Source organism: Herbaspirillum sp. RV1423, from assembly GCF_000577615.1.
Lineage (GTDB): Bacteria > Pseudomonadota > Gammaproteobacteria > Burkholderiales > Burkholderiaceae_D > Herbaspirillum.
Map to the genome: position 1 here is coordinate 1 of NZ_CBXX010000026.1, position 24378 is coordinate 24378.

Below are 24378 nucleotides of genomic sequence, written 5' to 3' on the forward strand. Positions count from 1 at the left end.
AGGCGAACTATAGCAAAGCTTTTACCCATACCGCAACCCCCTTTCGCTTAATTATTTAAACTTTTTACCTCAACCACCCCAAAACCCGCTTCAGCTCTCAATTCCCTCCTCTCAAAAAATTACAAATCAAAAAAAAACCAGGTCCATCCCTGTCGGGATGCACCTGGTTTGCAGTCGTGATTACCAGTGCTTAGCGATGCAACAAATCAGCTCGCCTTGACGGTCAGTTCGCTCTTCACGTCCTTGACGCCGTCAACAGCGGCGGCAAGTTGCAATGCATGCTGGCCGGCGTCGGCATTAGGCACAACTCCAGCCAGGGTAACGATGTCCCTCCTTGTGGTGACCTTGATCTTCAGCGCCGAAACCTGACTGTCTTCAACCAAGGCAGCCTTGACCTTGGCCGTGATCACCGAGTCGTCTACATAGGCGCCGGCTTTTTGCGCCGTATTAGGGAAGGAGTCCTGTGAAGGATCGGCGGCATAGACCGCGGGCGCGGCGACAACGGCTGTCAGAAAGGCTGCAACAACCAGCACCGGGATGATTTTCGTCTTTTGCATGATGGTGTCCTTATCGTGTGAAAAAGAAAGACAACGCTTTAAGCGCTACCAGTCCTTTCTTTCGCAAAGGCTATGCCGCCACACAAAATCCTATATTTTTCAAATAGTTAAAATAAGTTCCAAGATTCCAGCAGAGCATCCCGCAGCAAAAGCGCCGATTTCCGTCGCCTGCGCACGACATATTGCTGGCGAACAATCTTAACCTATTGATTTTAAAGGATTTACCCTCATCACTCTGGGGCGACACCTTCATCATCTCCACGGAAAACGCTGGGATCGAGGCCGTTCTTCTGTAGCAGGCGATAGAACTCGGTGCGATTACGATCGGCCAGCCGGGCCGCATCGGTAACGTTGCCGTCCGTCAATTTGAGCAACTGGATCAAGTAAGCGCGCTCGAAGCGCTGCTTGGCATCGGCGTAGCGCAATACTTCCAGCGCCGGCACGCGCAAGGCGCGCTGCACCAGCACCGCCGAGATCAAAGGCGCGGTCGACAGGGCGCACACTTGTTCGACCACGTTATATAACTGACGGACGTTGCCCGGCCAGGAGGCCATCACCAATATTTCCAGCGCATCGGGAGCGAAGCCGTTGAGTTTCTTCTGATCCCTGGCGGCAATCATCTGCAGGAAGTGGTTGGCCAACAGCGCAATATCCTCACGGCGCTCGGCAAGCATCGGCAACGCCAACGTCACCACATTCAGGCGGTAATATAAATCCTCGCGGAAAGAGCCGTCGGCCATCGCCGCATCCAGATCACGGTGCGTCGCCGAAATGATCCGCACATCCACCGGCGCCGTATCGTTGGCGCCGACCTGGCGTACCGTTCGCTCCTGCAATACCCGCAACAATTTGACCTGCAGCGGCACAGGCATGTCGCCGATCTCATCGAGGAATAACGTGCCGCCGTCGGCTGCCTGGAACAAACCCTTGCGATGCTCGACCGCACCGGTAAACGCGCCTTTGACATGACCGAACAGTTCAGACTCCAGCAATTGCTCAGGAATGGCCGCGCAATTGACCGCAATGAACGGCGCCTTGGCGCGGCGGCTGGCGCGATGGATGGCGCGCGCCAGCAGCTCCTTGCCGGTGCCGCTTTCGCCGCGAATCAGGATGCTGGCATCGGACGCCGCTACCAGCCGCGCTTCCGACAACACTTGCGCCATGCGCGGACTGCGGCTGATCAATTCTTCACGCCACGCCTCGTCTTCGCCGGCATCGGCGCAGGCGGTCAGGCTGAGCGCCTGTTCGATCTTACCCAACAGGATTTTGGCGTCGTAAGGCTTGGTCAGATAAGCAAAGGCGCCGCGCGCGGTGGCGTCGACTGCGTCGGGTATGGTGCCGTGCGCAGTCAGCAAAACCACCGGCAGCGCCGGATACTGCGCACGAATGTCATCGAACAACGCCAGCCCGTCCTTGCCCGGCAAGCGGATGTCGCTGATCACCAGCGCCGGCAAATCGATCGCCATCTGCGCCTGCGCGGCTTCGGCACTGCCTGCGGCGGTGACGCGATAGCCGTTGGCCCTCAGGCGCAGCGACATCAACCGCAGTAAATCGGCATCGTCGTCGACCAGCAGCAGGTGGCGCGGCGTAGGCATTTATTTCGACTGGCCCGGCAAGGTGCGCTCGATGTTTTTGAGCGCCTCCAGTTTTTCACTCAGTTGATCCAGCCGGCGCTGATTTTCCCTGGCCTGCACCCCGGCCTTCTCGGCGCTCTCGCTGAGTCGGCGCATCTCCGCATAATTGCTCACCAGCAGTTGCGCCAACGGCTTGAGCGCGTTGGCATCGGCATCGGTGTCGCTCGCGTGAAGAACCGTGCCGAGCTGTACCTGAGCCCGCGCCAGGTCGTTGGCGTCGCGCGTCAGGCCCAGCGCCATCGCCTTTTGCATCGCCAGCATGGCGCCGCCGCCCTGGCGCGCGTTCAGCGTCTGCAGCTCGCGCGCCAGTTCCTGTTGCGACAAGCGGCGCAACGACTGGTGATATGCCAGCAGATCGTCCACGCCGCTCACAGTCGTCACCAGCTTGACCTCTGCAGTCGGCGCTTCCGGCGCGCGGGTAGTGCATGCGGCCAGCGCCAGGCATAACGAGAGAGAAAATATTCTTGTTTTCATCATTGATGTTCTAACTTTCATCGGGCAGCTCGATGCGGAAATGCGCACCGGCCGCCGCAGGCACCAGACGGACATCGCCGTCATGCGCCAGCACATATTCGCGCACGATGGACAGGCCGATGCCATTGCCGTGGCGCGCGCCCTGCGGCTGGTTGAGGCCCTGATAAAAGGGATCGAAAATCCGGCTGGCGTCGGTCGCCGCCACGCCCGGTCCCTGGTCGACGCAATCGATGCGCACACGGCCTTCGCTGTCGGACAACACAAAACGTATCGTACCGCCACGCGGACTGAAACGCACCGCGTTCGACAACAAATTGGCCAGTACGACGGCAAACTTGTCCGGATCCAGTACCGCCGTACGCGGACCGCCTTCCACCTCGATCTTGAGATCGCGTGCCACCCATTGCAGGCGCTGGTCGTCGATCACCTTATACAGGAGCGCGCGCAGATCCACCGGCAGGCGATTGATATGCTGGGCGTCGAAGGCCACTTCGTTATAGCGCAGCAAATCCTCGATCTGGGTCTGCAGCGACTGCGTGTTCTGGCGCAGGATGCGCGAAATCTCGCGCTGGCTGTCGGTCAGCTTGCCCGCCACCTCGTCGTCGAGCAAGGCCGCGCCCTCGCACAAGGCGGCCAGCGGCGTTTTCAACTCATGCGACACATGACGCAGGAAGCGCGACTTCTCCGCCTCCAGGTCCGCCAGGCGTCGGCGCAACCAATCCAGTTGCTGCCCGAGGCGGCGCAAGTCTGCCGGCCCCTTGACCTCGATCGGCTGGTCAAAACGATTCTCGCCGAGACGGCCGATCGCCATTTCCATGCGCGCCAGCGGCCGCGACAGCCACAGGCCGAACCAGAACGCCAGCAGCACCGCGAGCACAATGGCGCCGATCACCTGGAAAGTCAGCATCTTGCGCTGCCGCTCCAGATCATCGGACAAGGCGTTGTTACGGCGTTCGACTTCGCGTTTGCTTTCCTGCGCCAATTGCTCGTTGAGCGCCGGCAGATGCTCGAAAGCCTGGAACAGCGCGCGCGGATCGGGCTTGCGCACCTCCGGCTTGCGCTTGCCCCGGACCGGGCCCGGCGGCGCAACCTGCTCTTGCCCCTCGCTGGCCTGTAACACCGTCCAGGCTGCCTCGCTATAACTGTTCCAGGCATTGAAAACCTCGGCCGGCGCCTGCGGCAACGCCTCCCGCAACTCTGCCAGCGCAGCCTTGGCCTGCTGCCAGGCCTCGGCATAGCGATCACGGAAGGCCGGATCGTCCAGCACCAGATATTGCCTGGCGCTACGCTCCATCGCCACGGTCCGCTCGGCAAGACGCTGCGCCTCCTCGGTCAGACGCACAGCCTGCCCGGCGGTTTCGCGGCTATGGGTCGACATGCGCTCAAGCGTAAAGAGGGCATGCACAGAGGTACCGCTCAACAACGCAGCGATGAGCAAAAACGCGGCCAGCAATAGCTGACGGAATGACAACCCCGGCAACATGCCTGCGGATCGGATGGCGGGAGAACGAGACACCGGCTGTTGTAAGGCGGCTTGCTTGAGCATGAATCTTCTCGCTAGGGTGGAGCATCATTGTAATCAACGACAAGGCATAACCAGAAAAACATCTTATATTTTCTGAAAAATACTTTAAATCAGATTCCATACGCAACCACCGGCAACCACCGCAAAATCGCCTCCGCCTGCAGCTCCGGCTGTTCCCGTATATCATGATCGCTGCTTTTGTCTGACTGCCGGGCGTCGCGCAGTAGCCGCCGGCGGCATGCAATACCTCTTCCTCACTCAATACCGCTCCACAATGGAACCTTCGAAGTCCACGGCCGCCCCTGCTGCCAATTCGTCTCACATCGTCATTGCCGGAGAAGGACTCCCGGCCGACAAACGCAGCCTTGCCATCATCACCCTATTGATCGCAGTCGGCCTGGCAACGCTCGATACCGCCATCGCCAACACTGCGCTGCCGGTCATGGCCAAGGACCTCAACACCACGCCGGCCGCCTCGGTCTGGATCGTCACCGCCTACCAGTTGGCGATGATGGTGTCGTTGTTGCCGCTGGCGGCGCTGGGTGAAATCATCGGCTACCGCCGCATTTACATCGCCGGACTGGCGCTGTTCACCGCCGCCTCGCTGCTGTGCGCGGTGGCGTGGTCGCTGCCGACGCTGACGGTCGCACGCTTCCTGCAAGGACTGGGCGGCGCCGGCATCATGAGCGTCAACACCGCGCTGATCCGCTTCATCTATCCGACCCGCTCGCTCGGACGCGGCGTCGGCCTCAACACGCTGATCGTCGCCATCGCCTTCACCGTCGGCCCCAGCGTCGCGTCGGCGATCCTGGCGATTGCGCCGTGGCCTTGGCTGTTCGCGGTGAATGTCCCGCTCGGCATCATCGGCCTGGCGCTGGCCGTGCCCTCGCTGCCATACACGCCCAAGTCTTCGCACTATTTCGACATCAAGAGCGCGCTGCTCAATGCCGCCGCCTTCGGCTTGCTGATCCTGGCCATCGGCGAAGGTGCGCACCAGGCCGCCGTCAATGTGGTCGTACTCGAATTTGTCGCCGCGCTGGTGTGCGGCATCTTCCTGCTGCGCCGACAAGCCTCCCATCCGGCACCCATGTTGCCGGTCGACCTGTTTCGTCGGCCGATGTTTACGCTGTCGGCGATCACCGCCGTCTGTTCGTTCGCGGCGCAGGGCCTGGCCTTCGTCTCGCTGCCGTTTTTCTTCCATCACGACCTCGGCCGCACGCAAGTGGAAATCGGCCTGCTGATGACGCCGTGGCCGGTCGCCGTCGCCATCATGGCGCCGATCGCCGGACGCATGTCGGACCATTACCCTGCCGGCATCCTCGGCGGCTTCGGGCTGGCCATGCTGTGCATCGGCCTGCTGCTGATGACCTTCATGCCGGCCGAACCGAGCGTGTTCGACATCTCGTGGCGCATGCTGGTGTGCGGCATGGGCTTCGGCTTCTTCCAGTCGCCCAACCTGAAAGCATTGATGACCAGCGCCCCGCCCGAACGCAGCGGCGGCGCCAGCGGCATCGTCGCCACCGCGCGCCTGCTCGGCCAGAGCATCGGCGCCGCGCTCGTGGCCTTGTGCTTCAGCGTGTCCGAACTGCATGGCTCGAAGCTGGCGCTCGGACTCGGCGCAGGTTTCGCCGGCGCCGCATGCCTGGCCAGCTTTCTGCGTCTGTTGACCAGCAATCCCGCCACGCCGCACGCGACGAAATAACGCCTCTCCCACCTTCTTGCGGACAACCGCGGACGACAAACCGAAGTCGTCCGCGCCGTCTTGCCTCACTCCGAAAACAACTGCAAACGTCAGCCACATTCCGAGAATGTTCTGATAGGATAGACGCATGCAATCGCTGTGCTGAATCCCTTGAAAATCCAGGATTCACGCACCTTTCAGAACAGCAACATTTAAAATAAGCGTCCATGGAGGACCGGCAGTGTTGAAGCGTATTGCACCCGAACAACTACGTCTTGGCATGTATATTCAAGAAATCCCAGGTCCATGGATGAGTCATCCATTCTGGCGGGGTTCTTTCAAACTGGAAAAATACGAAGACCTCAAGACGCTGCGTTCCGCCAAGATCCACGAAATCCTGATCGATACCACCAAGGGCCGCGACATCGTGGTCGAAGATGAGCCCAAGCCCGCCGCCGTCGCTGCCGACAAGCCGGAACCCTCACCCGGCAGACCCGTTCCGGCAAAAATTGCCGTCCGCGTCGGCGCCGAGGAAGAACGCGTCAACGCCGCGCGCGTGCTGACCTCTTCCAAAAAAGCCATCATGACCATGTTCCACGAGACCCGGCTGGGCAAAGCGGTAGACTTGAAGCAGGCAATGCCGCTGGTCGAGGAAATCACTACCTCCGTATCGCGCAACTCCGGCGCGCTGATCAGCCTGGCGCGCCTGAAAACTGCCGACGATTACACCTACATGCATTCGGTCGCGGTCTGCGCCCTGATGATCGCGCTCGGCCATCAGCTCGGCCTGCCGCCGGAAGAAACCCGGCAAGCCGGTCTTGCAGGCTTGCTGCATGATATCGGCAAGATGGCCGTCCCGGCCGACATCCTCAACAAACCCGGCAAGCTCACCGACGACGAATTCACCTCGGTCAAGAAACATACCGAAGCCGGCCATGCCATCCTGCGCGGCGTAGCCGGCATCGGCGACGCCGCGCTCGACGTCTCGCTGCATCATCACGAAAAAATCGACGGCAGCGGCTATCCCTTCAACCTCAAAGGCAACCAGATTTCATTGGTGGCGAAAATGGGCGCGGTGTGCGACGTCTACGACGCGATCACCTCCAACCGGCCCTACAAACCCGGCTGGGAGCCGGGCCATTCGATCAAGCGCATGGCCAACAACCAGGGCCACTTCGACGAGACCATCCTCGAAGCCTTCATCAAAAGCGTGGGAATTTTTCCGACCGGGTCCTGCGTGCTGATGCAATCGGGAAAAGTCGGCATCATCATCGACCAGCATCCGGGATCGCTGCTGACGCCCAAGGTCAAGGTCTTTTTCTCCGCGACCGCCATGTCGACGATCCCGATCGAGATCATCGACCTCGCCACCACGCGCAGCGGCGACAGGATCGCCTCGTACGCCGATCCAGCCAAACTGAACCTGCCCAACCTCGAAACCATCTGGGCGTCGGCCAGCCTGAGCTAGGACCCGTTCACCAATCAGTCGCGCACCGCAAAAGCGCCCGTCTCCGCCAACTCTTCCAGCAAAGCCACCGTCGCACAGCCCGACACATCGTAAGGATTGAGCACGCCGGAGCACGAATACTTCAGCAGCAACGAACGGTTCACCTTGTCCAGCCTGACCTTGCCCATGGTCCACGACGAATACCGGCGCACGTCGATCTCTTCATAGCACAACAGCACCACATCCTTGTGGCGCTTGTCCTGCAGCAGACGCGCATACAACTGGTTGACCTGGTCGCGCCCGCCTTCCAGCGCCTGCACGAACACGTCTTCGCTGTGGCACAGCACGCCGGTGACTCCGTTGACCGGATTGTGGCGGCGCGCCGTCGCCAGGATGCCGTCGACCAGTTCGTGGGAAATCGGCTCACAGGCGCGGCTTGCATAGATCAGACGAACCAGCATGATGGTTTACCCCTTCCGAATAAGAGCGAGAAACTCGCGGCGCAGGTTGGCGTCGCGCAGGAAAGAACCGCGCATGACGCTATTGATCATCTTCGACTCGGTATCCTTGACGCCGCGCCAGTGCATGCAAAAGTGATCCGCCTCCATCACGATCGCCAGGCCGTCCGGCTGCAGCTTTTGCATCAGCAGATCGGCCACCTGCGACACCGCCTCTTCCTGGATTTGCGGGCGGCTCATGATCCACTCGATCAGACGCGCGTATTTGGACAGGCCGATCAGGTTGGAATGCTCGTTCGGCATCACGCCGACCCAGACCTTGCCCATGATCGGGCACAAGTGATGCGAGCAGGCGCTGCGCACCGTGATCGGACCGACGATCATCAGTTCGTTCAGGCGTTCGATATTGGGAAATTCCGTCACCGGCGGCGGCGCCTGGTAGCGCCCGCGAAACACTTCCTGCACATACATCTTGGCCACGCGCTTGGCGGTGTCCTGGGTATTGTGATCGCTCTCGACATCGATCACCAGGCTTTCCAGCACGCCGGCCAGCTTGGCCTGCACCTCGGCCTGCAAGGCCTCCAGTTCGCCGTCGCGGATGAACTCGGCGATATTGTCATTGGCGTGAAAGCGCACGCCCGCCGCCTTGATGCGCGCACGGATACGCGTCGACACCAGTTCGTCGTGCAGGCTTGGTCGTGGTTGGTCTGTTGCCATTGTGAAATCGCGCACGGTAGCGCAGAGGGAATGAAATTGACGACATTATGCCCCGAAACGGGGCTGGCCATTGCTCCTGATGGCCTGCTGCAAGCATTGGGTGATAAGAAGCCGCACCATCGAGTCCCCGCCTTCGCAAGATGCTGGAAGATGGCTCGAGGTGAATCAATCGGAGAAGGTCAATTCCGCGAGTAAATCGACAGCCAATCATCCGCTTTTCCTGAGCCCCGATTTCCGCGCGGCTCGCTCTCCATCAGCCGAATCGCCGACTTCACATTGGGATCCTCGGCGCGCAGGCCTAATAAATATACCGAGCATTGTTATACGAATTAATTACTTACTAAGGTTTTGAGAGTGAACTACATTATGCGATCGGTTTATGTCCCGGACATAACTTCATCAGCATGCAGATTCACTCGATGTAATTAGCGGAGCGTTCATGAAAATTTCTCGTCGTTCGATATTAGGCAGCATTTTATTAATTGGTCTGTTCGGAGAAGGCGTCGCGCTGGCCGATGCACCCGCACAAAAACAATCGGACACACTGGTCTATCTGCATTCGATTGAGCCGGCATCGCTATTCCAATGGTGGACACAAGCGACCTACCCAAAGCGCCAGATTCTCGATAGCCTGGTCTATCTGGACGAAAAAAATAAACTTCATCCCTGGCTGGCAAAGAGCTGGAATCAACGGGGGACGGTGTGGACCTTCAAGCTGCGCGACGACGTGGAGTTTACCGATGGCGCCAAATTGGATGCCGCAACGGTGGTCAAGAATTTCGATTTCTGGAAAAAGCTTTCGACCTCGGTGCACGATTCCTTTTTCAAGGAAGCCAAGGCGATAGATCCATACACCGTCGAGTTTCATACGACCTATCCCCAGCCCTATCTGGCGGACATGCTGTCGAGCGCCTTGTTCGGCATCAATTCGGGTCCGTCATTGGACCGCGATCTCAAGGAACTCGGAGAGAAGCCTATCGGCAGCGGTCCCTTCTATTTGAAGGAATGGAAGCACGGAGAAGAAATCGTCTTTGAGCGCAACGACAAGTATCGGTGGGGACCGGAAGGCACGCACGGCGGTCCTGCCTACCTGAAGACCGTCCTCTGGAAATTCGTACCGGACGGCAATACACGCTGGCTGGCGCTGGAAAAAGGCGAGGCCGACATCGTCTACGACCCGCCATCGGTCAAGTGGAAAGAAGCGCAGGGCAAATACCTCACATCACAGCAATTCGCGCCCGGCCGCAACGTCGCATTGTCGTTCAATGTTGAAGCAGGCCCGTTCACCGACAAACGTATTCGCCAGGCATTCGGCTATGCCAGCAACCGGAAGAAAATCGTCGAAAGCGTCTTCCGCGGCGCCGTCCCATATGAGGGCAATGGCGCTTTTTCGCAAAGCACGCAAGAATACATCGATCTGAATAATCAGTACGCTTATAGCCCGGACAAGGCGATCGCCCTGCTCAAGGAAGCAGGCTACGGCGCCGTCAACGCCGAAGGTTATCGCGTCAACAAGGACGGCAAGGTGCTGGAGGTGGTGCTCCCGCTGTATCCCAACCTGACGAATGCCGAAGGCTTGATCGCCGCGCAGGCGCTGCAAGCCGAGGTCAAGAAAGTCGGTTTCAAGCTCAACATTCCTGTGCTCACAAAAACCGAGTTGGCCGCCGGCCGCTACACCAAGGCCGACGAATACGATATCTATCAGGGGTATTGGACGGTGTACGCGCCGACCGTGCTGTCCATCAATTACCGGCCGCCAGGCAAGAACACCAGCACCTCCACCATCTACGCGCGTCAGCAGATCAACAAATACGCCGTCGAGGATGGCGAGCCCAATCCGCATAACAGAGTGCGATCGCGCGACTGGAAACTGCAGGAAGCCATCATCGCCGCGCACGCGGAATCCAAACCCGATGCGCGGAAAGCCAAATTTGCGGCGCTCCAGAAACGCATCAGCGATGACGCGCTGGCGCTCGGATTCTATGCATCCGCGTACAACATCGTTGAGCAAAAGTACCTGAGCGGCCTGCTGCAGAACAATGATGCCCCATGGTTTTACGAGGTCAAGAAGAACTGATCGCGTCGGCTTTACCCAGCCTTTCATGCGACCGGGGCGCGGCTCCGGCCGCATGAAGGCAACGAAATCGCAAGTGGCGGCGCAGGCCGGCTTGCCGCCATGCCCGGACCTACAGCAAGAATTCCCCCGATGACCACACCTCCATCATCTGCAGTCCCCACCGGCGACAACTTGTCGCCGCCAGCAGCACCGGAAGGCGAAGCGTCGCCGCGTGCTTCCAGCGAAGCCGGCGAGCGGGCCAAGACCAGACGCGCCGTGGCCGTCCTGTCCAAACTGGGGCAGGCATTGATCACTCTATGGGTCACCGTGACATTGCTGTTTTTCGCGCAAGCGATTTTGCCGGGAGACCGGGCCACTATTTATCTCAATGTCTATGAGGGCCAGAGCATCGAACGCACGCCCGAGGAACTGGCCCCGATCAACAAGGAATTCGGCTTCGACCGACCCTTGCCGGTGCAATACGGCGCCTATCTGACAGGCGTGGTCAGGGGCGATTTAGGTATCGCCATGCAGTCGCGCCGCAAGGTGACGGACTTGATAGGCGAACAGATCGGCGCGACAGCCAGGCTGACCGTCGTAGCCATTGTGTTTGCGTGGGTCCTCACACTAGTGTGGATCATCGCCACCGGCGGGCGGCGCGCGACGGTGTCGCGCTTCGGTGCAGCCGTGGAAGCCTTGGTCGCAGGCATGCCGCACTACTGGCTCGGCCTGTTGCTGCTGCTGTTTTTTGCGGTGCGCCTGGACTGGTTTCCCGTCGTCAGCGGTTCGTCGCTGCCGGGGATCTGGCTGCCCGCATTCACCCTGGCGCTGCCTCTGGCCGGGTTTCTGGGGCAAGCGATACGTGCGGAGTATGAGCGGGCATTGCGGCATCCGCATGTGCTGTCGTCACGCGCCAGGGGAACGTCGGATTTCCGGGTTCGGGTGGTGCACGCGCTGCGCCCTGCATTGATTCCCGGAATCACCTTGTCAGGCTGGGCCTTCGGCGCGCTGGTCTCGGGCGCCGTTATTGTGGAGAACGTATTTTCCCGCCCCGGTATCGGCGCCTTGCTGGTCAGTGCGGTGGAACTCAAAGAGTTTGAGCTGATTTCGGGAATCATCCTGATCGTCAGCATTGTCTATGTGGGCCTGACCTTTCTTACCGACTGGCTCTACACGATTGTCGATCCGCGAGTGCGTCTGCGCTACAAAGGAGGGAACTGAGATGGCGATACCTTTCTCCGACGGGAACAATGTGCCGGCATACGGTGCGGCACAAGCGCCTTTGCCCTGGCGCCTGCTGCGTGAAGCACGGCGTGCTCCGTTATTGGTATGGCTAAGCGCCGTGGTGATTCTGTTCACTGTGTGGGCGTCCATCGCCCCTGGCACGTTGACGGGTCGCTCGCCGCTGGAAACCGACCTGCTCAACACACTGGCCCCATTTTCGGCCAAGCATTGGCTGGGTACGGATGAGATCGGCCGCGATCTCTATTCGCGCCTGGTGTTCGGCGCGCGCGAATCCTTTCTTATCGGAATATTGGCGATGATCATCGCGATCGTCCTGGCGGTGCCGCTCGGTTTTCTGGCCGCGCTGCCCCCGCCTTTTGCCCGCGGCGCCGTGGACAGGCTGATCGAGATTTTATTGAGCTTCCCCACCTTGCTGGTTGCCTTGATGTTCGTGACCATACTCGGACAAAGTCCATTCAACGTCGCGGTCGCGGTAGGCATCGGCGCGGCGCCGGGCTATGCGCGTCTGGTGCGCGGACAAACCTTGCTGGTGCGCAGCAGCGCGTATGTGGAAGCGGCGATTGCGCTCGGACATTCGCGCGCCCGGGTATTGTTCCAGCACATCATACCGAATGCCATACGTCCGTTGATTCCGGTTACCGGCCTGGGCGTGGGAAAGTCGATCGTCTGGTCGTCCAGCCTTTCCTATCTCGGTCTGGGCGTCAAACCGCCTTCCTCCGAGTGGGGTGCGCTGCTTGCCGCAGGCAAGGCGCAATTGCTGGAAGCGCCATCGCTGATCGTCATACCGGGCACCGCAGTGGTATTGGTGGCGTTGAGTTTCTCAACCCTTTTCAGTTATATCCAGGCAAGGTCTGAAGGGACAAGGACATGACCATCGCTTCATCCGATCCAAAACGCGAAGTCCTGTTCGATGTACAGAATCTCGAAGTGGGCTTTCAAACCGGCGACGGCTATAAATCCGTTGTCAGTCATTTCAACCTGCGACTGCATAAAGGCGAAACGGTGGCGATCGTCGGCGAATCCGGTTCCGGCAAGACGGTCGCTACGCGCGCCCTGCTCGGCCTGGCCGGCGACAATGCGGTCGTCAAGGCCGACGTGCTGCGTTACCGCGGGCAGTCGCTGTTGTCAGCCAAGCCGCGCAAATTGAAAGCCTTGCGGGGCGCACAAGTGGGTTATGTATTGCAGGACGCGCTGGTATCGCTCGATCCGCTGCAGCCGGTGCGGCGCGAAATTGCGGAAGCCCTGCATGCGCATCTCGATCTGGACCGACGCCAGACCCGGCAACGCATCATGGAACTGTTGACGAAGGTCGGCGTGCCTCAACCCGAGATCCGCCAAGACCAGTACCCCGGCGAACTGTCAGGCGGGCTGCGCCAGCGTGCATTGATCGCCACCGCGCTGGCGCAGAATCCTCCGGTCATCATTGCCGATGAGCCGACGACGGCGCTGGATGTACTGGTGCAGGGCCAGGTCCTGCAGGTTTTGCGGGGCTTGATCAAGGGCGGCACCAGCTTGATTCTGATCAGCCACGATTTGTCGGTGGTCGCCAGCGTGGCCGATGTAATTCTGGTCATGAAAGCCGGCAAGGTAGTGGAGTCCGGTTCGACAGAACAGGTCTTGGGCAATCCCCGGCATCCATACACCCAGGCCCTGATCCGAGCCGTACCGGGACCGGACACCAGAGGCCGGCGTTTAAGCGACGCGCCATCGATCCTCGACAATCTGAACGCGACCCCATCCTCGTCCGCGGCGACCGGCGAAGTCCTGCTGCAGGCGTGCGATCTGCGCAAGTCATTCAAGGCCCCCGACGGACAGCTCATTCATGCCATCAGAAACGCGTCGCTGGATTTGAAAAAGGGTGAAGTGCTGGGCATTGTCGGTCAGTCCGGTTCCGGCAAAAGCACGGTCGCACGAGTGCTGCTGGGACTGACTCCGCTGGACGGCGGTTCGGTCCGCTACCAGGGCATCGAGTGGCTCAAGGGCAGCCATCATGAGAGGCGCAAGGTGCGCGGCAAGATCGCCATGGTCTATCAGGACCCGTACAGCTCATTCGACCCGCGCTGGACGGTTGCGCGCATCCTGAGCGACGTTCTGAGTCTGTATGGCGGCGGCAAAAAGGCGCAGCAAGAAGATGTGATCCGCCTCTTGACGACGGTCGGCCTGAATGCGCAACACGCCGGCGCGTATCCGATCAATCTGTCCGGCGGCCAGCGCCAGCGTGTCGCCATTGCGCGCGCCCTGGCAGTCAATCCCGAGGTGCTCGTGCTGGACGAAGCCGTGTCCGCATTGGACGTCAGCATCCAGGCGCAGATACTGGATCTGCTGGTCGACCTTCGCGCCAAATACGACTTGAGCATCATCTTCATCTCCCACGATCTGGGAGTCATCCATCACATTGCGGATCGCGTCCTGGTGATGAAGGACGGCGTCATTGTGGAGGAAGGACGGGCGGAAGAGATTTTCGCCTCGCCCCGGCATCCCTATACGCAAGAGTTGATCGCCGCCTTGCCGAAGCTGGAGCGCGCGTCATCATTCAAGCGGGCGGCGTGAACGCATGCATATGTTGCATGCAGCCCCGCGTCAACGGAGCGCCATCGCCAATGAAAGGACCATACCAAATTGACTCGCGACATCATTTACAACGCCTTCACCCACGTGACCCTTTCTCACCAGTCGCACGGTCAATGGCGACGGCCGGAAGCAAGCGATCAGCGCAACTTTTCCAAGCTTGAACCTTGGGTCAGACTTGCGCAGACGGCAGAGCGCGGCAAGCTCGACGCCATCTTCTTTGCCGATACGGTCGGCGTCTACGATACTTACGAAGGCAGCCGCAATGCCTCGGTCCGCGAAGGGATGCAGTTTCCATCCAATGATCCTGCCAGCCTGATTTCAGCACTTGGCTATGTGACCGAACATCTTGGTTTCATTGTGACCAGCTCCATCATCCAGGAGCATCCCTTTTCCTTCGCGCGCAAATTTTCCACACTCGATCATCTGACGAACGGGCGCATCGGCTGGAATATTGTCACCAGTTATCTGCAAAATGCCGCGAGGAACTTCGGATACAGCGAACTGGAACGACATGACGATCGGTATCAGTGGGCGGAGGAATACACGGAAGTCGCCTACAAGCTATGGGAGGCAAGCTGGGAGGACGATGCCGTTGTTGCGGATACGTCTCAAGGCCGCTATGCCGCCCCGGAAAAAGTACACGCGATCCATCATCAGGGAAAGCGTTATCGCGTGGAAGGCCCGCACTTGCCGCAGCCATCTCCGCAGCGCACGCCGATTCTGGCGCAAGCCGGTACATCGGGCGCGGGAAGGGAATTCGCGGCCAGGCATGCGGAGCTGACCTTTTTACCGGCCTTCACCCCGGAATCAGCGCAACGGGACATAGCGGCGATCAATCATCTGCTGCCGCAGTACGGTCGTCGGCGCGGCGACCTGAAATTTCTCACCATGATTCATCCCGTCATCGGCAGCACCGAGGCGGAAGCGCGCGTCAAGCACGAAGAGTTTCTGCACTGGCGTAGCGAGCCGGCCTACCTGGCCCACCTCTCCGGCAGCATCGGCTTTGACCTTTCCAGCATCGATCCCGACACGCCGTTGAAAGACATCAAAACCGACGCCATTCAGGGGAATATTCTGGCGGCCATCGATGCGGAGCCGGACAAGACCGCACGCTTTGGAGACGTGATCCGACGCCGCCTGAATAAAGCATTCGCCGGCACGCCGGAACGGATTGCCGACGAAATCGAACGCTGGACCAATGCCGGCATCGACGGTTTCAACCTGGTCCCGGTCGTTACTCCTGACTGGTTCGCCACGTTTGTTGACGAAGTCGCTCCGGTGTTGCGCCAACGCGGATTGATGAAGAGCGAATACCGTCCCGGCACCTTGCGAGAAAAGATATTCGGCGGCGCCAGCTTCTTGCCGGATCGGCACATTGCAAGATCATTCAGATCAACTGGCGCCGATTTGATTTAGTGCGCCGTTGGTGATTGTCTCGGAGAAGACAACATCCACCGCTCCCCCTCTCAGAATTGCTGCCAATCGCCGTCGTCATCGGCGACGGCAATTGGCCTGCGCGCAGGCCCTCGCAAGCGAGCAGCGTCGGCCGGAATGGATCTTTCAACGGAAGCCGTTGCCGGCATCAGGGAGAGTCGGGCCGGACGTTGCGATGCGGCGATCTTGAACACGCCCACCACCTGCGCCAGGTTGGCCGACTGATCCTGCAAGGATTGCGCCGCTGCCGCGGCCTGCTCGACCAGCGCCGCATTCTGTTGCGTCACTTCATCCATCTGCGTGATGGCCTGGTTGACCTGCTCGATGCCGGAGCTCTGCTCCTGGCTGGCGAAGCTGATCTCGCCGACGATGTCGCTGACGCGCCTGACGCTGGCGACCACGTCCTCCATCGTCGCGCCGGCTTGCGCCACCAGCTTGCTGCCGATGCCGACCTTTTCAACCGAGTCGTCGATGAGCGCCTTGATCTCTTTGGCGGCGGTGGCCGAACGTTGCGCCAGACTGCGCACTTCGCTCGCGACGACCGCGAAACCCCGACCTTGCTCACCGGCGCGCGCCGCTTCCACCGCCGCGTTCAACGCCAGGATGTTGGTCTGGAACGCGATGCCGTCGATCACACTGATGATATCGACGATTTTTCTCGATGAATCGCTGATCGATCCCATCGTCGTCACCACTTGCGCCACTACCTCGCCGCTGTGCGTGGCGACTTCGGAGGCGGTTGCCGCCAACTGGTTGGCCTGACGCGCGTTATCGGCGTTCTGCCTGACGGTGGAAGTCAGTTGTTCCATCGTCGCCGCGGTTTCTTCCAGCGAGCTGGCCTGCTGCTCGGTGCGCGAGGACAGGTCGAGGTTGCCGCTGGCGATCTCGGTCGAGGCGGTAGCGATGGTGTCCGCGCCGGTACGCACTTCGGCGACGATGTTGGTGAGGCTGCCGTTCATGTCCTTCAATGCGGCGAGCAATTGGCCGATCTCGTCCCCGGATGTCACCTCGACCTCGCTGCTGAGGTCGCCCGCCGCCACGCTTTGCGCGACCTGCACGGCATGGTTGACCGGGCGCGTGATCGAACGCGTGATCCAGTACGCGAAGCCGCAGGCCAGCAGCACTGCGATGGCGGCCATGCTCAGCATGACGACGGTCTTGCCGTGGTACAGGTCGGCGGCTTCCACGCTGCTCTTTTCCATGACGATGGAACCGCCCCTGATGTAGCCCTTGACGCGGTTGATGTAATTTTGCTGATCGGTGCGCAGCGTGGTCAGCAGCAATTGCGAGGCGTCCATGGTGGCGCCGGTGGACGCCATCGTGAGGAATTCCTTGCGGCCTTTTTCATAAGTCGCGCGCAGGGCCATGATTTCGCCGTACGATTTGCGGCCCATGTCGCTCGACAGCATCTGCCGGAGCTTGTCGAGATTGGCGTCGATATTCTTTTCGCCGTCTTCGATGCGCCGGATTTCCTTCTGCAAGGCATCGCGGTCGTCGATCAGCAGGATGTTGCGCATGGCGATGGCGTTCTCGCTGATCTGCAGCACCACATCGTTGGCGATCACCACTTGCGGATAGCGATTCTTGACGATCAGTTGCGTACCGTCGTGCAAGGCGCCCAGGCTTTGTATCGCGAGGCCGGTGATGCCGATCAGCAGCAAGACCACGAGGCCGAAGCCGAGGCCCAGCCGCGTGCCGAGTTTCAATTTAGTCATCTTATTGTCCCCAAAAACAAACCGGCGCCGGGATGTCGGTCGGCGCCGGTTTGCATCACACCATTGATTGCGATTTATTTAGAACGAGTGGTGCATGCCCACGGTCGTCACCAGTTGGCTGGAGCCGCCGGACACGCCGGTCGCTCCGCTTGCTCCGGTGCCGTTCATGACGGCCAGTTTGGCGTCGCCGCCGGCGCGTTGATACGCTGCCTGCACATACAACTCCGTGCGCTTGGACAAGGCATGCACGTTGCTCAGGCTGAAGGTATTCCAGCGCGCACCTTCCAGCTTGGACAGGCTGTAACCGAAGTTCAGCGTGTCGGCCGTGGCATAACGCCATGCCGCGCCCAGGTCCAGGTTCTTCTGCTTCGGCGTCACGCCGGTGGGCAGATCGAGCTTGACCTGGGTATAGGCTGCATTCAGGCGCACGCTGCCGATGGTGTAGCCGATGCCCGCTGCGGTGGTGGTCAGGCTGTTGAACACGGTCGCCGCCGTACCCAGGCCGACGCTTTGCAGGAAGGCGCCGCCGTAACCCGCCGCGCGATTGTTCAGCTTCGAATACGCCAAAGCCGCGCGCAACGGACCGTTGGTGTAGCTCGCGCCGGCGCTGATGTTGCGACCGTTGCCGCTGTCGCCGGCCACTTCGCCGAAACCGTACATGCCGCTCAGTTGCAGACCGGAGAAAGTCGGCGAGGTGTAGCGCACCGCATTGTCGAACTGATAGGTGTTGGCCAGGCTGTCCAGGTTGCCAGGGTGGAACAGGTACCAGTTGGTCAACTGATAGCCGTTGGAAAGCTTACCGACATAGTCGAACACCACGTCCGGCATGTGGCCCAGCGTCACCGCGCCGAAGTCGCCGGACAGCCCGACGGTGCTATAGCGGTTGAACAGTTTGCCGGCATTCGGCTGGCTGCCGGTATCGGTATAAAAGCCGCTTTCCAGTTGGAAATTGGCCTTCAGGTTGCCGCCCAGGTCTTCCGTGCCGCGGAAACCGATACGGTCCGGCTGCATGGTGCCCTGGTCCAGGCGCATCACGGAACCGCCGGCCGCGCCCAGATTGTTGATATATGCCACGCCTGCGTCCAGACTGCCATAGATCGTCACGCTGCTCTGGGCGAATGCGCTTGCCGCGAAGCCGGTGGCGGCGACGGCAAAGAGTACCTTCTTCATGAAACTCCCCTTCAATTAAGCACGGCTGACGCCGCGTTCACTGCTCTCATCTGCCCCGCGCCTATGAGAGGTGAATTTTTTAACCTGTCCAATGGCCTCTCGCTACGGACCTTGGACAGGTTCCCGGAGCGTCGAATCAGGCGCGCTTGTTTCATCCATGAATCAACGTTCCACAAATTTTTCTGGCTCAAAAAAATGCCCGACGCTTGTGGGCATTTTCAAGAGCGCTAAGCACTACTCGGAAGTTTCAAGAAAGCACCGATAGCAAGGCGAAGCAACGCGGCTGGCGGTGTTTTATCGGAACCTCCTACAAATCCAGTACCAGGCGACGTCCCTTGCAGCCGGACACGCACACCATCATCATCTTGTTCGACGCTTTTTCGCTCCTGCTCAGCACGCCGTCGCGATGTTCCGGTTCGCCTTCGAGCACCCTGGTCTCGCAGGCGCCGCAGACGCCTTCGCGGCAACTGTGGTCGACATCGATGCCGGCGTCGAGCAAGGCGTCCAGCAGCGATTTGCCGGCCGGGACGGTGACCGACTTCTTGCTGCGCGCCAGTTCGGCGACGTACTCATCGCCCTGCACGGCTTCCACGTTTTCCGCCGCGGCGAAGCGTTCGATGTGCACGTTGGGCAAATCGAGTTCAGCGCAGATCGCTTCAAAGGCATTCAACATCGGCGTCGGACCGCAGCAGTAAAAATGCGCGTCCTTCGGCTTGCTCGCCAGGAACGCACGCAGGTCCGGCGGCGCGCCCTTCTCGGCGTCGAAGTGGCTGCTCACACCGGGCTGTTGCAGCAGTGCGTCGGCGAAGGCAGCTTCCGCGCGCGAACGCGCGCAGTACAGCAGCTCGGCCGACTTGCCCTTGCCGCGCAGGTCATTGAACATGCAGGAGATCGGCGTGATGCCGATGCCGCCGGCGATCAGCACCGAATGCGCGGCGCGCTCGTCGACCGGGAAGTTGTTGCGCGGCGCCGAGATCGTCAGCGTCGCGCCCACGCGCAACTGTTCATGCACATAGCGCGAGCCGCCGCGGCTGTTGCGGTCATTGAGCACGCCGACCACATAGCGATGGCGCTCGGCCGGCGAGTTGAGCAGCGAATAGCTGCGCACGACGCCGTTGGCCAGGTGCAGGTCGATGTGCGAACCGGCTTCGAAGGCCGGCAACTGCGCACCGGCACCTTCAGGCGACATCATCTCCACGCTGACGATGCCCTGCGCTTCAAAACGCATGGCCTGGACGCGGACGGAAAGAAGAGAGCTGCTAGTCATATAAAAACCTACGTTTCAAACCTGATCAAAAATACGTAACGCCAAATTCCTCTGCACCGTCGTCCCGGCGCACGCCGGGACCCAGTGTCGTATCGACCTCAGTCAAGTCACTGGATTCCAGCGTTCGCTGGAATGACGACTTGACGGAGATCGATGTCGAGCCGCGCGAACGCATCAATCTCGACCGTCAACTCAGGAAACACCAGACCGCTGACTTCCACCAGCGTCGAGCACGGATACGGCGCCGCAAAAAAATCGCGGCGCGCACGGCCGACTTCATCCTTGTCCGCGATGTCCTTCACATAAATCACCAGCTTGTAGATGCTGCCCAGCGTGCCGCCGGCGGCCTCCACCAGATCGCGCACCTTGCCCAGCACCACCAGCGTCTGCTCGTAGGTCGAGAGCACGCCGGTGCGCGACGCCGGATGCGCGGTCATGCCCGACATCGCAATCTCGTTGCCGATTACCAGGCAATTGGACCAGGTCGAGGCGGCCAGTTCGGCCACCTTATCGGTCTTCACATGACGCACTGTCTGCATGGCCGGTACCGGACTCAAGCCGCCTTCGGCGCGCTCTTTTGCGCCTCGGCCGCTTCTTCCCTCGCCAGTTGTTCCTTGGCGAGATTGCGCATGTGGCGACGCAGGCGGACGATGCCCATGTCGTGCTGGTACAACATCTCGCGCTGGTTGGCGTCCGGCTCCATCACTTCGAGCACCACGCGGTCCTGCTCCAGCACATTCCAGTGACGCGCTTCCAGGCGGTTGCGATAGAGGAAGCGCCAGGTGTCCTTTTGCCAGCCGGTCAGCTTGCGGCAACGCCAGTGGAAGACCGCCGCAACGTTGTCGACGATCGGCGTGTAGCTGCCGATGATGACGAAGCTGCCGCCGGGGCCGCCGGTCTTCGGATACGGAATCGCCAGGCGCATCCAGTGCAGGCCGGTGTCGCCCCATTCGGTCCAGTCGAAGTTGACGTCGCGCTGGCCTTCCTTCTCGAACACGAAACCGATGTCGGTTTCGCGGATGCCGAACGAAGCCTTGTTGTCGCCTTCGGCCATCGAGTGCGATTGCTTGTGCAGGAAGGTGCCGTGCATCGGGTCCATGACGTTGTCCAGCACGTAGCGGTAGTCGCCCTTCCATTCGGTGTAGCACAGGAAGTTGGAATACTCGGGGCTGGTCAGTTCTTCCGGCAGGCGCAGCGGCGGCGGTTCGGCGATATCGCTGCTGGAATTGAACAGGAAGATCGCGCCGCAGGCCTCGGCGACGTGATACGAACGCGTGGCTTTGGCGCCTTCCAGTTTGCAACCCGGGCTACCCGGCACACTGGTGACGACGCCGTCGAAACGCACCTGCACGCCGTGATAGCCGCAAGCAATGCGGTCGCCCATGGCGATGCCCATCGAGAGCGGCGCGCCGCGGTGCGGGCAGTGATCTTCCAACGCGTGCAAGGTGCCGTCGGCTTCGCGCCAGAAGACGAATTTCTTGCCGAGGCGGCGCAACGAAACAGGGCGCTCGGCAACGAATTCGGAAGGGCAGATCGGGTACCACAAATCTTTCAATCCAACGGCAAGGACCGCATCGACCGGATCATTGGCTGTCGTTCTCATTACATGTTCTCCTGAGTGTCAGATAGCTAAGCGTGCTCAAAAAAGCAGCAAAGCTTACGCCGCTAAACGCGCGATTTCTTGTTGGTAATTTTCTTCGGTCCAGATGCCGTTGTTGTACGGACAGCCGGGGCCGGTGCGATTCAGGTGCGCCACCAGCGCCACCAGTTCGGTGATGCCCGAGCCATAGGCGCGCTCGATGGAATCGCCCAGCAGATCTTCATACTGGGTCGGCGGCCGGCGGCGCGCCTGATGTGGATTGAGATAAACCTCTGTGACTGTTGCAACCATTATTGGCCTCCATTCTTGACGCGCTCGCGGATTTGCTCGCGCACAGGTACAAAATCGTAAGTCGGGTAGCATTCCGTGCGGAACACACCCCAGGCGGAGCGTTCCAGCTCCAGGTTCACCAGCGGCAGCAAGGCCGGCGGCAATTCCAGCGTGACGATCTGGCCCAGGCCCATGGCCACGGTCCACGACACCACGCGCGTGCCTTCGACGGGGAAGCGATCCCACCAGCCGACCTTCTTCATGTGCGCCTGGATGTCTTCCAGATTCTTGGTCTGATCGTGCCTGAGCAGCACGGTCAGCAGCATCAGGTCGGATTTTTTTTCTGTGTCGCTCATCACTCAGCCCCTCAGACCGTTTCCGCTTCAAGCGGGACAGCCCAGGCGTCGTAGCCGTACACCCAATCCGCATTGCCGCCTTCGCGCAGCCAGTTGTTGCCGCGCGAACCGACCTGGATCTTGCTGGCGCGTTCCAGACGCAGTTCTTCATAGACATGCAGCGCGTCGGCGATGCCGTCGACGGTCGTCACTTTTTCCAGGCAGCGCGCCAGCACCACGGCGTCTTCAATCGCCATGCCGGCGCCCTGCGCCATGAACGGCATCATCGGATGGCTGGCGTCGCCCAGCAGCGTCATGCGGCCCTTGGACCAGTGCGGCAGCGGATCGCGTTCGTACAGCGCGGTCTTCAGCACTTCATCGCAGGCATCCAGCAACGCGGTGGCGTCGGGATGGAATCCGGCATAGCTGTCGCGCAACTCCTGCACGCTGCCCGGCGTGGTCCACGATTCGAGGTGCCAGGTTTCTTGCGCAGTGGTGGCGAAGATGAAAATGTCCTTGCCGCAATTGAGCGGGAAGGTGACGATCTGGCTTTCCGGATTCGGCCCCCACCACTTGGTGAAGGCTTGCAGGTTCGGCACCTGCGCCACACGGTCGGCCGGGATCACGGCGCGGAACGCCACCACGCCGGTGAAGCGCGGGCTTTCCTTGCCGAACATGGCGCTGCGCACGGCGGAGTGGATGCCGTCGCCACCGATCAGCACGTCGACCTTGTCGGTGCTGCCGTCGGAGAAAGTGATGGTAATGCCTTGCGCGTCTTCGCTGATCGCTTCCGCACGCTTCGCAAAGCGCACGCGCTCGGCCGGAAACACGTCCGCCAGCGCGGCCAGCAGATCGGCGCGATGGATGGTCAGTTGCGGCGCGCCGTATTTCTTCTCGGCGGTGTCGCCCATTTCCAGACGCGAGGTTTCTTCGCCGGTATTCCAGGTGCGGCTGATGCGATGGGTCGGACGCGCGGCGGTGCGGCGCACGGCGTCGCCAATGCCGGTGCCCAGACCGTCGAGTGCGCGCACGGCATTCGGCGTCAGGTTGATGTCGGCGCCGACGCGCAGGAATTGTTTCGACTGTTCGTACACGACCACGTCATGGCCGGCGCGATGCAGTGCGATGGCGGCGGTGAGGCCGCCGATGCCCGCGCCGAGGATGCCGATTTTGAAAGAAGACATATGACTTGCTCCGATTACTTGTGGGTCGGCTGACGGTCGGTCAGGAATTTGCCGGTCGGCCCTTGCGCATTCTTTTGACGGCGCGTGTTGCCGTCGATACCGCCGTCGATCGCCCACTCGGCGAACACCGTCGGACCCGGTTCGAAATCGCGCGGCTCCCAGTCGGCGTCGAGCTGGTCTTCGTCGGCGTAGTACTCGATCAGGCCGCCGGCGGGATTCTTGAAATACCAGAAATACGCCGACGAAATCGGATGGCGGCCCGGACCGAGTTGCGTGTCCCAGCCCTTGCGCGACATGTGCATGCCGCCACCGAACACTTCGTGGATATCGCGCACGGTGAAGGCGACGTGGTTCAGGCCCGAACGCGCTTCCGGCGGCTGCAGCAGGAAGATGTCGTGGTGGCCGCCGACATCGGCGCAGCGCAGGAAAGCGCCGCGGCCCGGATAGTGGTCGGACGGCACGAAGCCGAAGTTCTCGCAATAGAATTTTTCGCAGGCCTGCACATCCTTGACGAAGAACACCACGTGGCCGACTTCGATCGGCGAAGCGTGGTCGTACACCGGGCTGCGCTGGTTGATGCGGTTCTTTTCGTTCCAGGTGTTCATGGTGGCGCACTCGACGGCGACGTCGCGCTTTTGCGTGACCTGGAAACGCACGGCCAGGCCGTTGGGATCGGAACAGCCGACGCGCTTGTCCTCATTTATGCAACCCGGCAAGTCCTTGATGCGATCCGCAAACTTCAGCAGCACCTCCGCGGAGGACACGCCCCACACCACCTCGCGCAGCGTCGGGCCGGTTTCGATGGCGGGCGGCAGGGCCGGATCGGCGCTGCTGCGCACGATCACGCGGCAGCCGTTCTGCGATTCGAACACCAATGCCCCGGCGCTCTCCTGCGCCAGCGTCATGCCCCAGTCGAGGAAGAACTGGCGGCAAGCCGGCAGGTCGTCCGCGCCGTACGTGATTTCGTCGATACCTAATACGTCCATCTTTTTCTCCTGACTTCCTGTTGTCGCCCGGTGCTTTTACACCGCTGGGTCC

The 24378-nt window shown here is 60.7% G+C and carries 22 protein-coding genes; 7 read left to right on the plus strand and 15 right to left on the minus strand.

Annotation, left to right across the window (positions count from 1 at the left end; translation table 11 throughout):
- Positions 1-206: 206 nt before the first annotated feature.
- The 4 genes from RV1423_RS19490 to RV1423_RS19505 all read right to left on the minus strand — a co-directional run bounded on the left by RV1423_RS19490 (position 207) and on the right by RV1423_RS19505 (position 4148).
- Positions 207-557: a BON domain-containing protein gene (locus RV1423_RS19490; protein ID WP_034300234.1), complete on the minus strand. Its 351-nt coding sequence runs from the start codon at positions 555-557 to the stop codon at positions 207-209.
- Positions 558-787: 230 nt separating this feature from the next.
- Positions 788-2152 carry a sigma 54-interacting transcriptional regulator gene (locus tag RV1423_RS19495; protein ID WP_034300236.1) on the minus strand — a complete coding sequence of 455 codons (1365 nt, stop codon included), beginning with the start codon at positions 2150-2152 and terminating at the stop codon, positions 788-790.
- Positions 2153-2668: a hypothetical protein gene (locus RV1423_RS19500; RefSeq protein WP_306410262.1), complete on the minus strand. Its 516-nt coding sequence runs from the start codon at positions 2666-2668 to the stop codon at positions 2153-2155. It abuts the gene before it with no gap.
- Between the two features lie 7 nt (positions 2669-2675).
- Positions 2676-4148 (minus strand): HAMP domain-containing sensor histidine kinase, encoded by a 1473-nt coding sequence (locus RV1423_RS19505; RefSeq protein WP_231502416.1) that lies wholly within the window; start codon positions 4146-4148, stop codon positions 2676-2678.
- 316 nt (positions 4149-4464) lie between these two features.
- On the opposite strand from RV1423_RS19505, the gene RV1423_RS19510 reads away from it, so the two are divergent.
- Positions 4465-5892, plus strand: coding sequence for an MFS transporter (locus RV1423_RS19510; RefSeq protein ID WP_051516798.1), 1428 nt, complete (start codon positions 4465-4467; stop codon positions 5890-5892).
- A 220-nt stretch (positions 5893-6112) separates the two neighbouring features.
- The gene (locus RV1423_RS19515; RefSeq protein WP_034300245.1) at positions 6113-7339 is read left to right on the plus strand and encodes an HD-GYP domain-containing protein; all 1227 of its coding nucleotides are present in this window, start codon (positions 6113-6115) and stop codon (positions 7337-7339) included.
- A gap of 14 nt (positions 7340-7353) precedes the next feature.
- On the opposite strand, the gene RV1423_RS19520 is transcribed toward RV1423_RS19515, so the two are convergent.
- Both RV1423_RS19520 and folE read right to left on the minus strand, forming a co-directional pair.
- A complete protein-coding gene (locus RV1423_RS19520) occupies positions 7354-7779 on the minus strand; it encodes a BLUF domain-containing protein (RefSeq protein WP_034300247.1) in 426 nt (141 codons plus the stop codon).
- Positions 7780-7785: 6 nt separating this feature from the next.
- Positions 7786-8493: a GTP cyclohydrolase I gene (gene folE / locus RV1423_RS19525; protein WP_034300249.1), complete on the minus strand. Its 708-nt coding sequence runs from the start codon at positions 8491-8493 to the stop codon at positions 7786-7788.
- A 439-nt stretch (positions 8494-8932) separates the two neighbouring features.
- Here folE and RV1423_RS19530 point away from each other — a divergent pair, with 439 nt between their 5' ends.
- The 5 genes from RV1423_RS19530 to RV1423_RS19550 all read left to right on the plus strand — a co-directional run bounded on the left by RV1423_RS19530 (position 8933) and on the right by RV1423_RS19550 (position 15781).
- The gene (locus RV1423_RS19530; protein ID WP_051516799.1) at positions 8933-10570 is read left to right on the plus strand and encodes an ABC transporter substrate-binding protein; all 1638 of its coding nucleotides are present in this window, start codon (positions 8933-8935) and stop codon (positions 10568-10570) included.
- A gap of 129 nt (positions 10571-10699) precedes the next feature.
- Positions 10700-11770 (plus strand): ABC transporter permease, encoded by a 1071-nt coding sequence (locus RV1423_RS19535; RefSeq protein ID WP_081768900.1) that lies wholly within the window; start codon positions 10700-10702, stop codon positions 11768-11770.
- 1 nt (position 11771) lies between these two features.
- A complete protein-coding gene (locus RV1423_RS19540) occupies positions 11772-12665 on the plus strand; it encodes an ABC transporter permease (RefSeq protein ID WP_081768901.1) in 894 nt (297 codons plus the stop codon).
- Positions 12662-14344 (plus strand): ABC transporter ATP-binding protein, encoded by a 1683-nt coding sequence (locus RV1423_RS19545; protein ID WP_034300254.1) that lies wholly within the window; start codon positions 12662-12664, stop codon positions 14342-14344. Before RV1423_RS19540 ends, RV1423_RS19545 begins: the two co-directional genes overlap by 4 nt.
- Positions 14345-14413: 69 nt before the next feature.
- Entirely contained in the window at positions 14414-15781 is a 1368-nt protein-coding gene (locus tag RV1423_RS19550) for an LLM class flavin-dependent oxidoreductase (RefSeq protein ID WP_034300257.1), read from the plus strand.
- A 50-nt stretch (positions 15782-15831) separates the two neighbouring features.
- Here RV1423_RS19550 and RV1423_RS19555 read toward each other — a convergent pair whose 3' ends face one another.
- The 9 genes from RV1423_RS19555 to RV1423_RS19595 form a co-directional block, all read right to left on the minus strand.
- A complete protein-coding gene (locus RV1423_RS19555; RefSeq protein ID WP_034300259.1) occupies positions 15832-17514 on the minus strand; it encodes a methyl-accepting chemotaxis protein in 1683 nt (560 codons plus the stop codon).
- Between the two features lie 78 nt (positions 17515-17592).
- A complete protein-coding gene (locus tag RV1423_RS19560) occupies positions 17593-18684 on the minus strand; it encodes a porin (protein ID WP_034300263.1) in 1092 nt (363 codons plus the stop codon).
- Positions 18685-18991: 307 nt separating this feature from the next.
- Positions 18992-19951 carry a PDR/VanB family oxidoreductase gene (locus RV1423_RS19565; protein WP_034300266.1) on the minus strand — a complete coding sequence of 320 codons (960 nt, stop codon included), beginning with the start codon at positions 19949-19951 and terminating at the stop codon, positions 18992-18994.
- 107 nt (positions 19952-20058) lie between these two features.
- Positions 20059-20490, minus strand: a complete 432-nt coding sequence (locus RV1423_RS19570) for a RidA family protein (protein WP_034300268.1) — start codon at positions 20488-20490, stop codon at positions 20059-20061.
- Between the two features lie 14 nt (positions 20491-20504).
- Entirely contained in the window at positions 20505-21554 is a 1050-nt protein-coding gene (locus RV1423_RS19575) for an aromatic ring-hydroxylating dioxygenase subunit alpha (RefSeq protein WP_034300270.1), read from the minus strand.
- Between the two features lie 54 nt (positions 21555-21608).
- The gene (locus tag RV1423_RS19580) at positions 21609-21842 is read right to left on the minus strand and encodes a recombinase-like helix-turn-helix domain-containing protein (RefSeq protein WP_034300275.1); all 234 of its coding nucleotides are present in this window, start codon (positions 21840-21842) and stop codon (positions 21609-21611) included.
- Positions 21842-22177: a hypothetical protein gene (locus RV1423_RS19585; protein ID WP_034300278.1), complete on the minus strand. Its 336-nt coding sequence runs from the start codon at positions 22175-22177 to the stop codon at positions 21842-21844. The genes RV1423_RS19580 and RV1423_RS19585 overlap by 1 nt, the downstream gene beginning before the upstream one ends.
- Before the next feature lie 11 nt (positions 22178-22188).
- Positions 22189-23340 (minus strand): FAD-dependent monooxygenase, encoded by a 1152-nt coding sequence (locus tag RV1423_RS19590; RefSeq protein ID WP_034300280.1) that lies wholly within the window; start codon positions 23338-23340, stop codon positions 22189-22191.
- A 14-nt stretch (positions 23341-23354) separates the two neighbouring features.
- The gene (locus RV1423_RS19595) at positions 23355-24326 is read right to left on the minus strand and encodes a VOC family protein (protein ID WP_034300281.1); all 972 of its coding nucleotides are present in this window, start codon (positions 24324-24326) and stop codon (positions 23355-23357) included.
- Between the last annotated feature and the right edge of the window lie 52 nt (positions 24327-24378).

What these genes read in the sequence shown, in the direction of transcription:
- RV1423_RS19530 (WP_051516799.1), top strand. Translation starts at nt 8,933, where the DNA reads ATGAAAATTTCTCGTCGTTCGATATTAGGCAGCATTTTATTAATTGGT.
- RV1423_RS19585 (WP_034300278.1), bottom strand. Translation starts at nt 22,177, where the DNA reads ATGAGCGACACAGAAAAAAAATCCGACCTGATGCTGCTGACCGTGCTG.
- RV1423_RS19590 (WP_034300280.1), bottom strand. Translation starts at nt 23,340, where the DNA reads ATGTCTTCTTTCAAAATCGGCATCCTCGGCGCGGGCATCGGCGGCCTC.
- RV1423_RS19575 (WP_034300270.1), bottom strand. Translation starts at nt 21,554, where the DNA reads ATGAGAACGACAGCCAATGATCCGGTCGATGCGGTCCTTGCCGTTGGA.
- RV1423_RS19565 (WP_034300266.1), bottom strand. Translation starts at nt 19,951, where the DNA reads ATGACTAGCAGCTCTCTTCTTTCCGTCCGCGTCCAGGCCATGCGTTTT.
- RV1423_RS19540 (WP_081768901.1), top strand. Translation starts at nt 11,772, where the DNA reads ATGGCGATACCTTTCTCCGACGGGAACAATGTGCCGGCATACGGTGCG.
- RV1423_RS19495 (WP_034300236.1), bottom strand. Translation starts at nt 2,152, where the DNA reads ATGCCTACGCCGCGCCACCTGCTGCTGGTCGACGACGATGCCGATTTA.
- RV1423_RS19535 (WP_081768900.1), top strand. Translation starts at nt 10,700, where the DNA reads ATGACCACACCTCCATCATCTGCAGTCCCCACCGGCGACAACTTGTCG.
- RV1423_RS19500 (WP_306410262.1), bottom strand. Translation starts at nt 2,668, where the DNA reads ATGATGAAAACAAGAATATTTTCTCTCTCGTTATGCCTGGCGCTGGCC.
- RV1423_RS19510 (WP_051516798.1), top strand. Translation starts at nt 4,465, where the DNA reads ATGGAACCTTCGAAGTCCACGGCCGCCCCTGCTGCCAATTCGTCTCAC.
- RV1423_RS19595 (WP_034300281.1), bottom strand. Translation starts at nt 24,326, where the DNA reads ATGGACGTATTAGGTATCGACGAAATCACGTACGGCGCGGACGACCTG.
- RV1423_RS19505 (WP_231502416.1), bottom strand. Translation starts at nt 4,148, where the DNA reads ATGTTGCCGGGGTTGTCATTCCGTCAGCTATTGCTGGCCGCGTTTTTG.
- RV1423_RS19555 (WP_034300259.1), bottom strand. Translation starts at nt 17,514, where the DNA reads ATGACTAAATTGAAACTCGGCACGCGGCTGGGCCTCGGCTTCGGCCTC.
- RV1423_RS19570 (WP_034300268.1), bottom strand. Translation starts at nt 20,490, where the DNA reads ATGCAGACAGTGCGTCATGTGAAGACCGATAAGGTGGCCGAACTGGCC.
- folE (WP_034300249.1), bottom strand. Translation starts at nt 8,493, where the DNA reads ATGGCAACAGACCAACCACGACCAAGCCTGCACGACGAACTGGTGTCG.
- RV1423_RS19490 (WP_034300234.1), bottom strand. Translation starts at nt 557, where the DNA reads ATGCAAAAGACGAAAATCATCCCGGTGCTGGTTGTTGCAGCCTTTCTG.
- RV1423_RS19545 (WP_034300254.1), top strand. Translation starts at nt 12,662, where the DNA reads ATGACCATCGCTTCATCCGATCCAAAACGCGAAGTCCTGTTCGATGTA.
- RV1423_RS19580 (WP_034300275.1), bottom strand. Translation starts at nt 21,842, where the DNA reads ATGGTTGCAACAGTCACAGAGGTTTATCTCAATCCACATCAGGCGCGC.
- RV1423_RS19560 (WP_034300263.1), bottom strand. Translation starts at nt 18,684, where the DNA reads ATGAAGAAGGTACTCTTTGCCGTCGCCGCCACCGGCTTCGCGGCAAGC.
- RV1423_RS19520 (WP_034300247.1), bottom strand. Translation starts at nt 7,779, where the DNA reads ATGCTGGTTCGTCTGATCTATGCAAGCCGCGCCTGTGAGCCGATTTCC.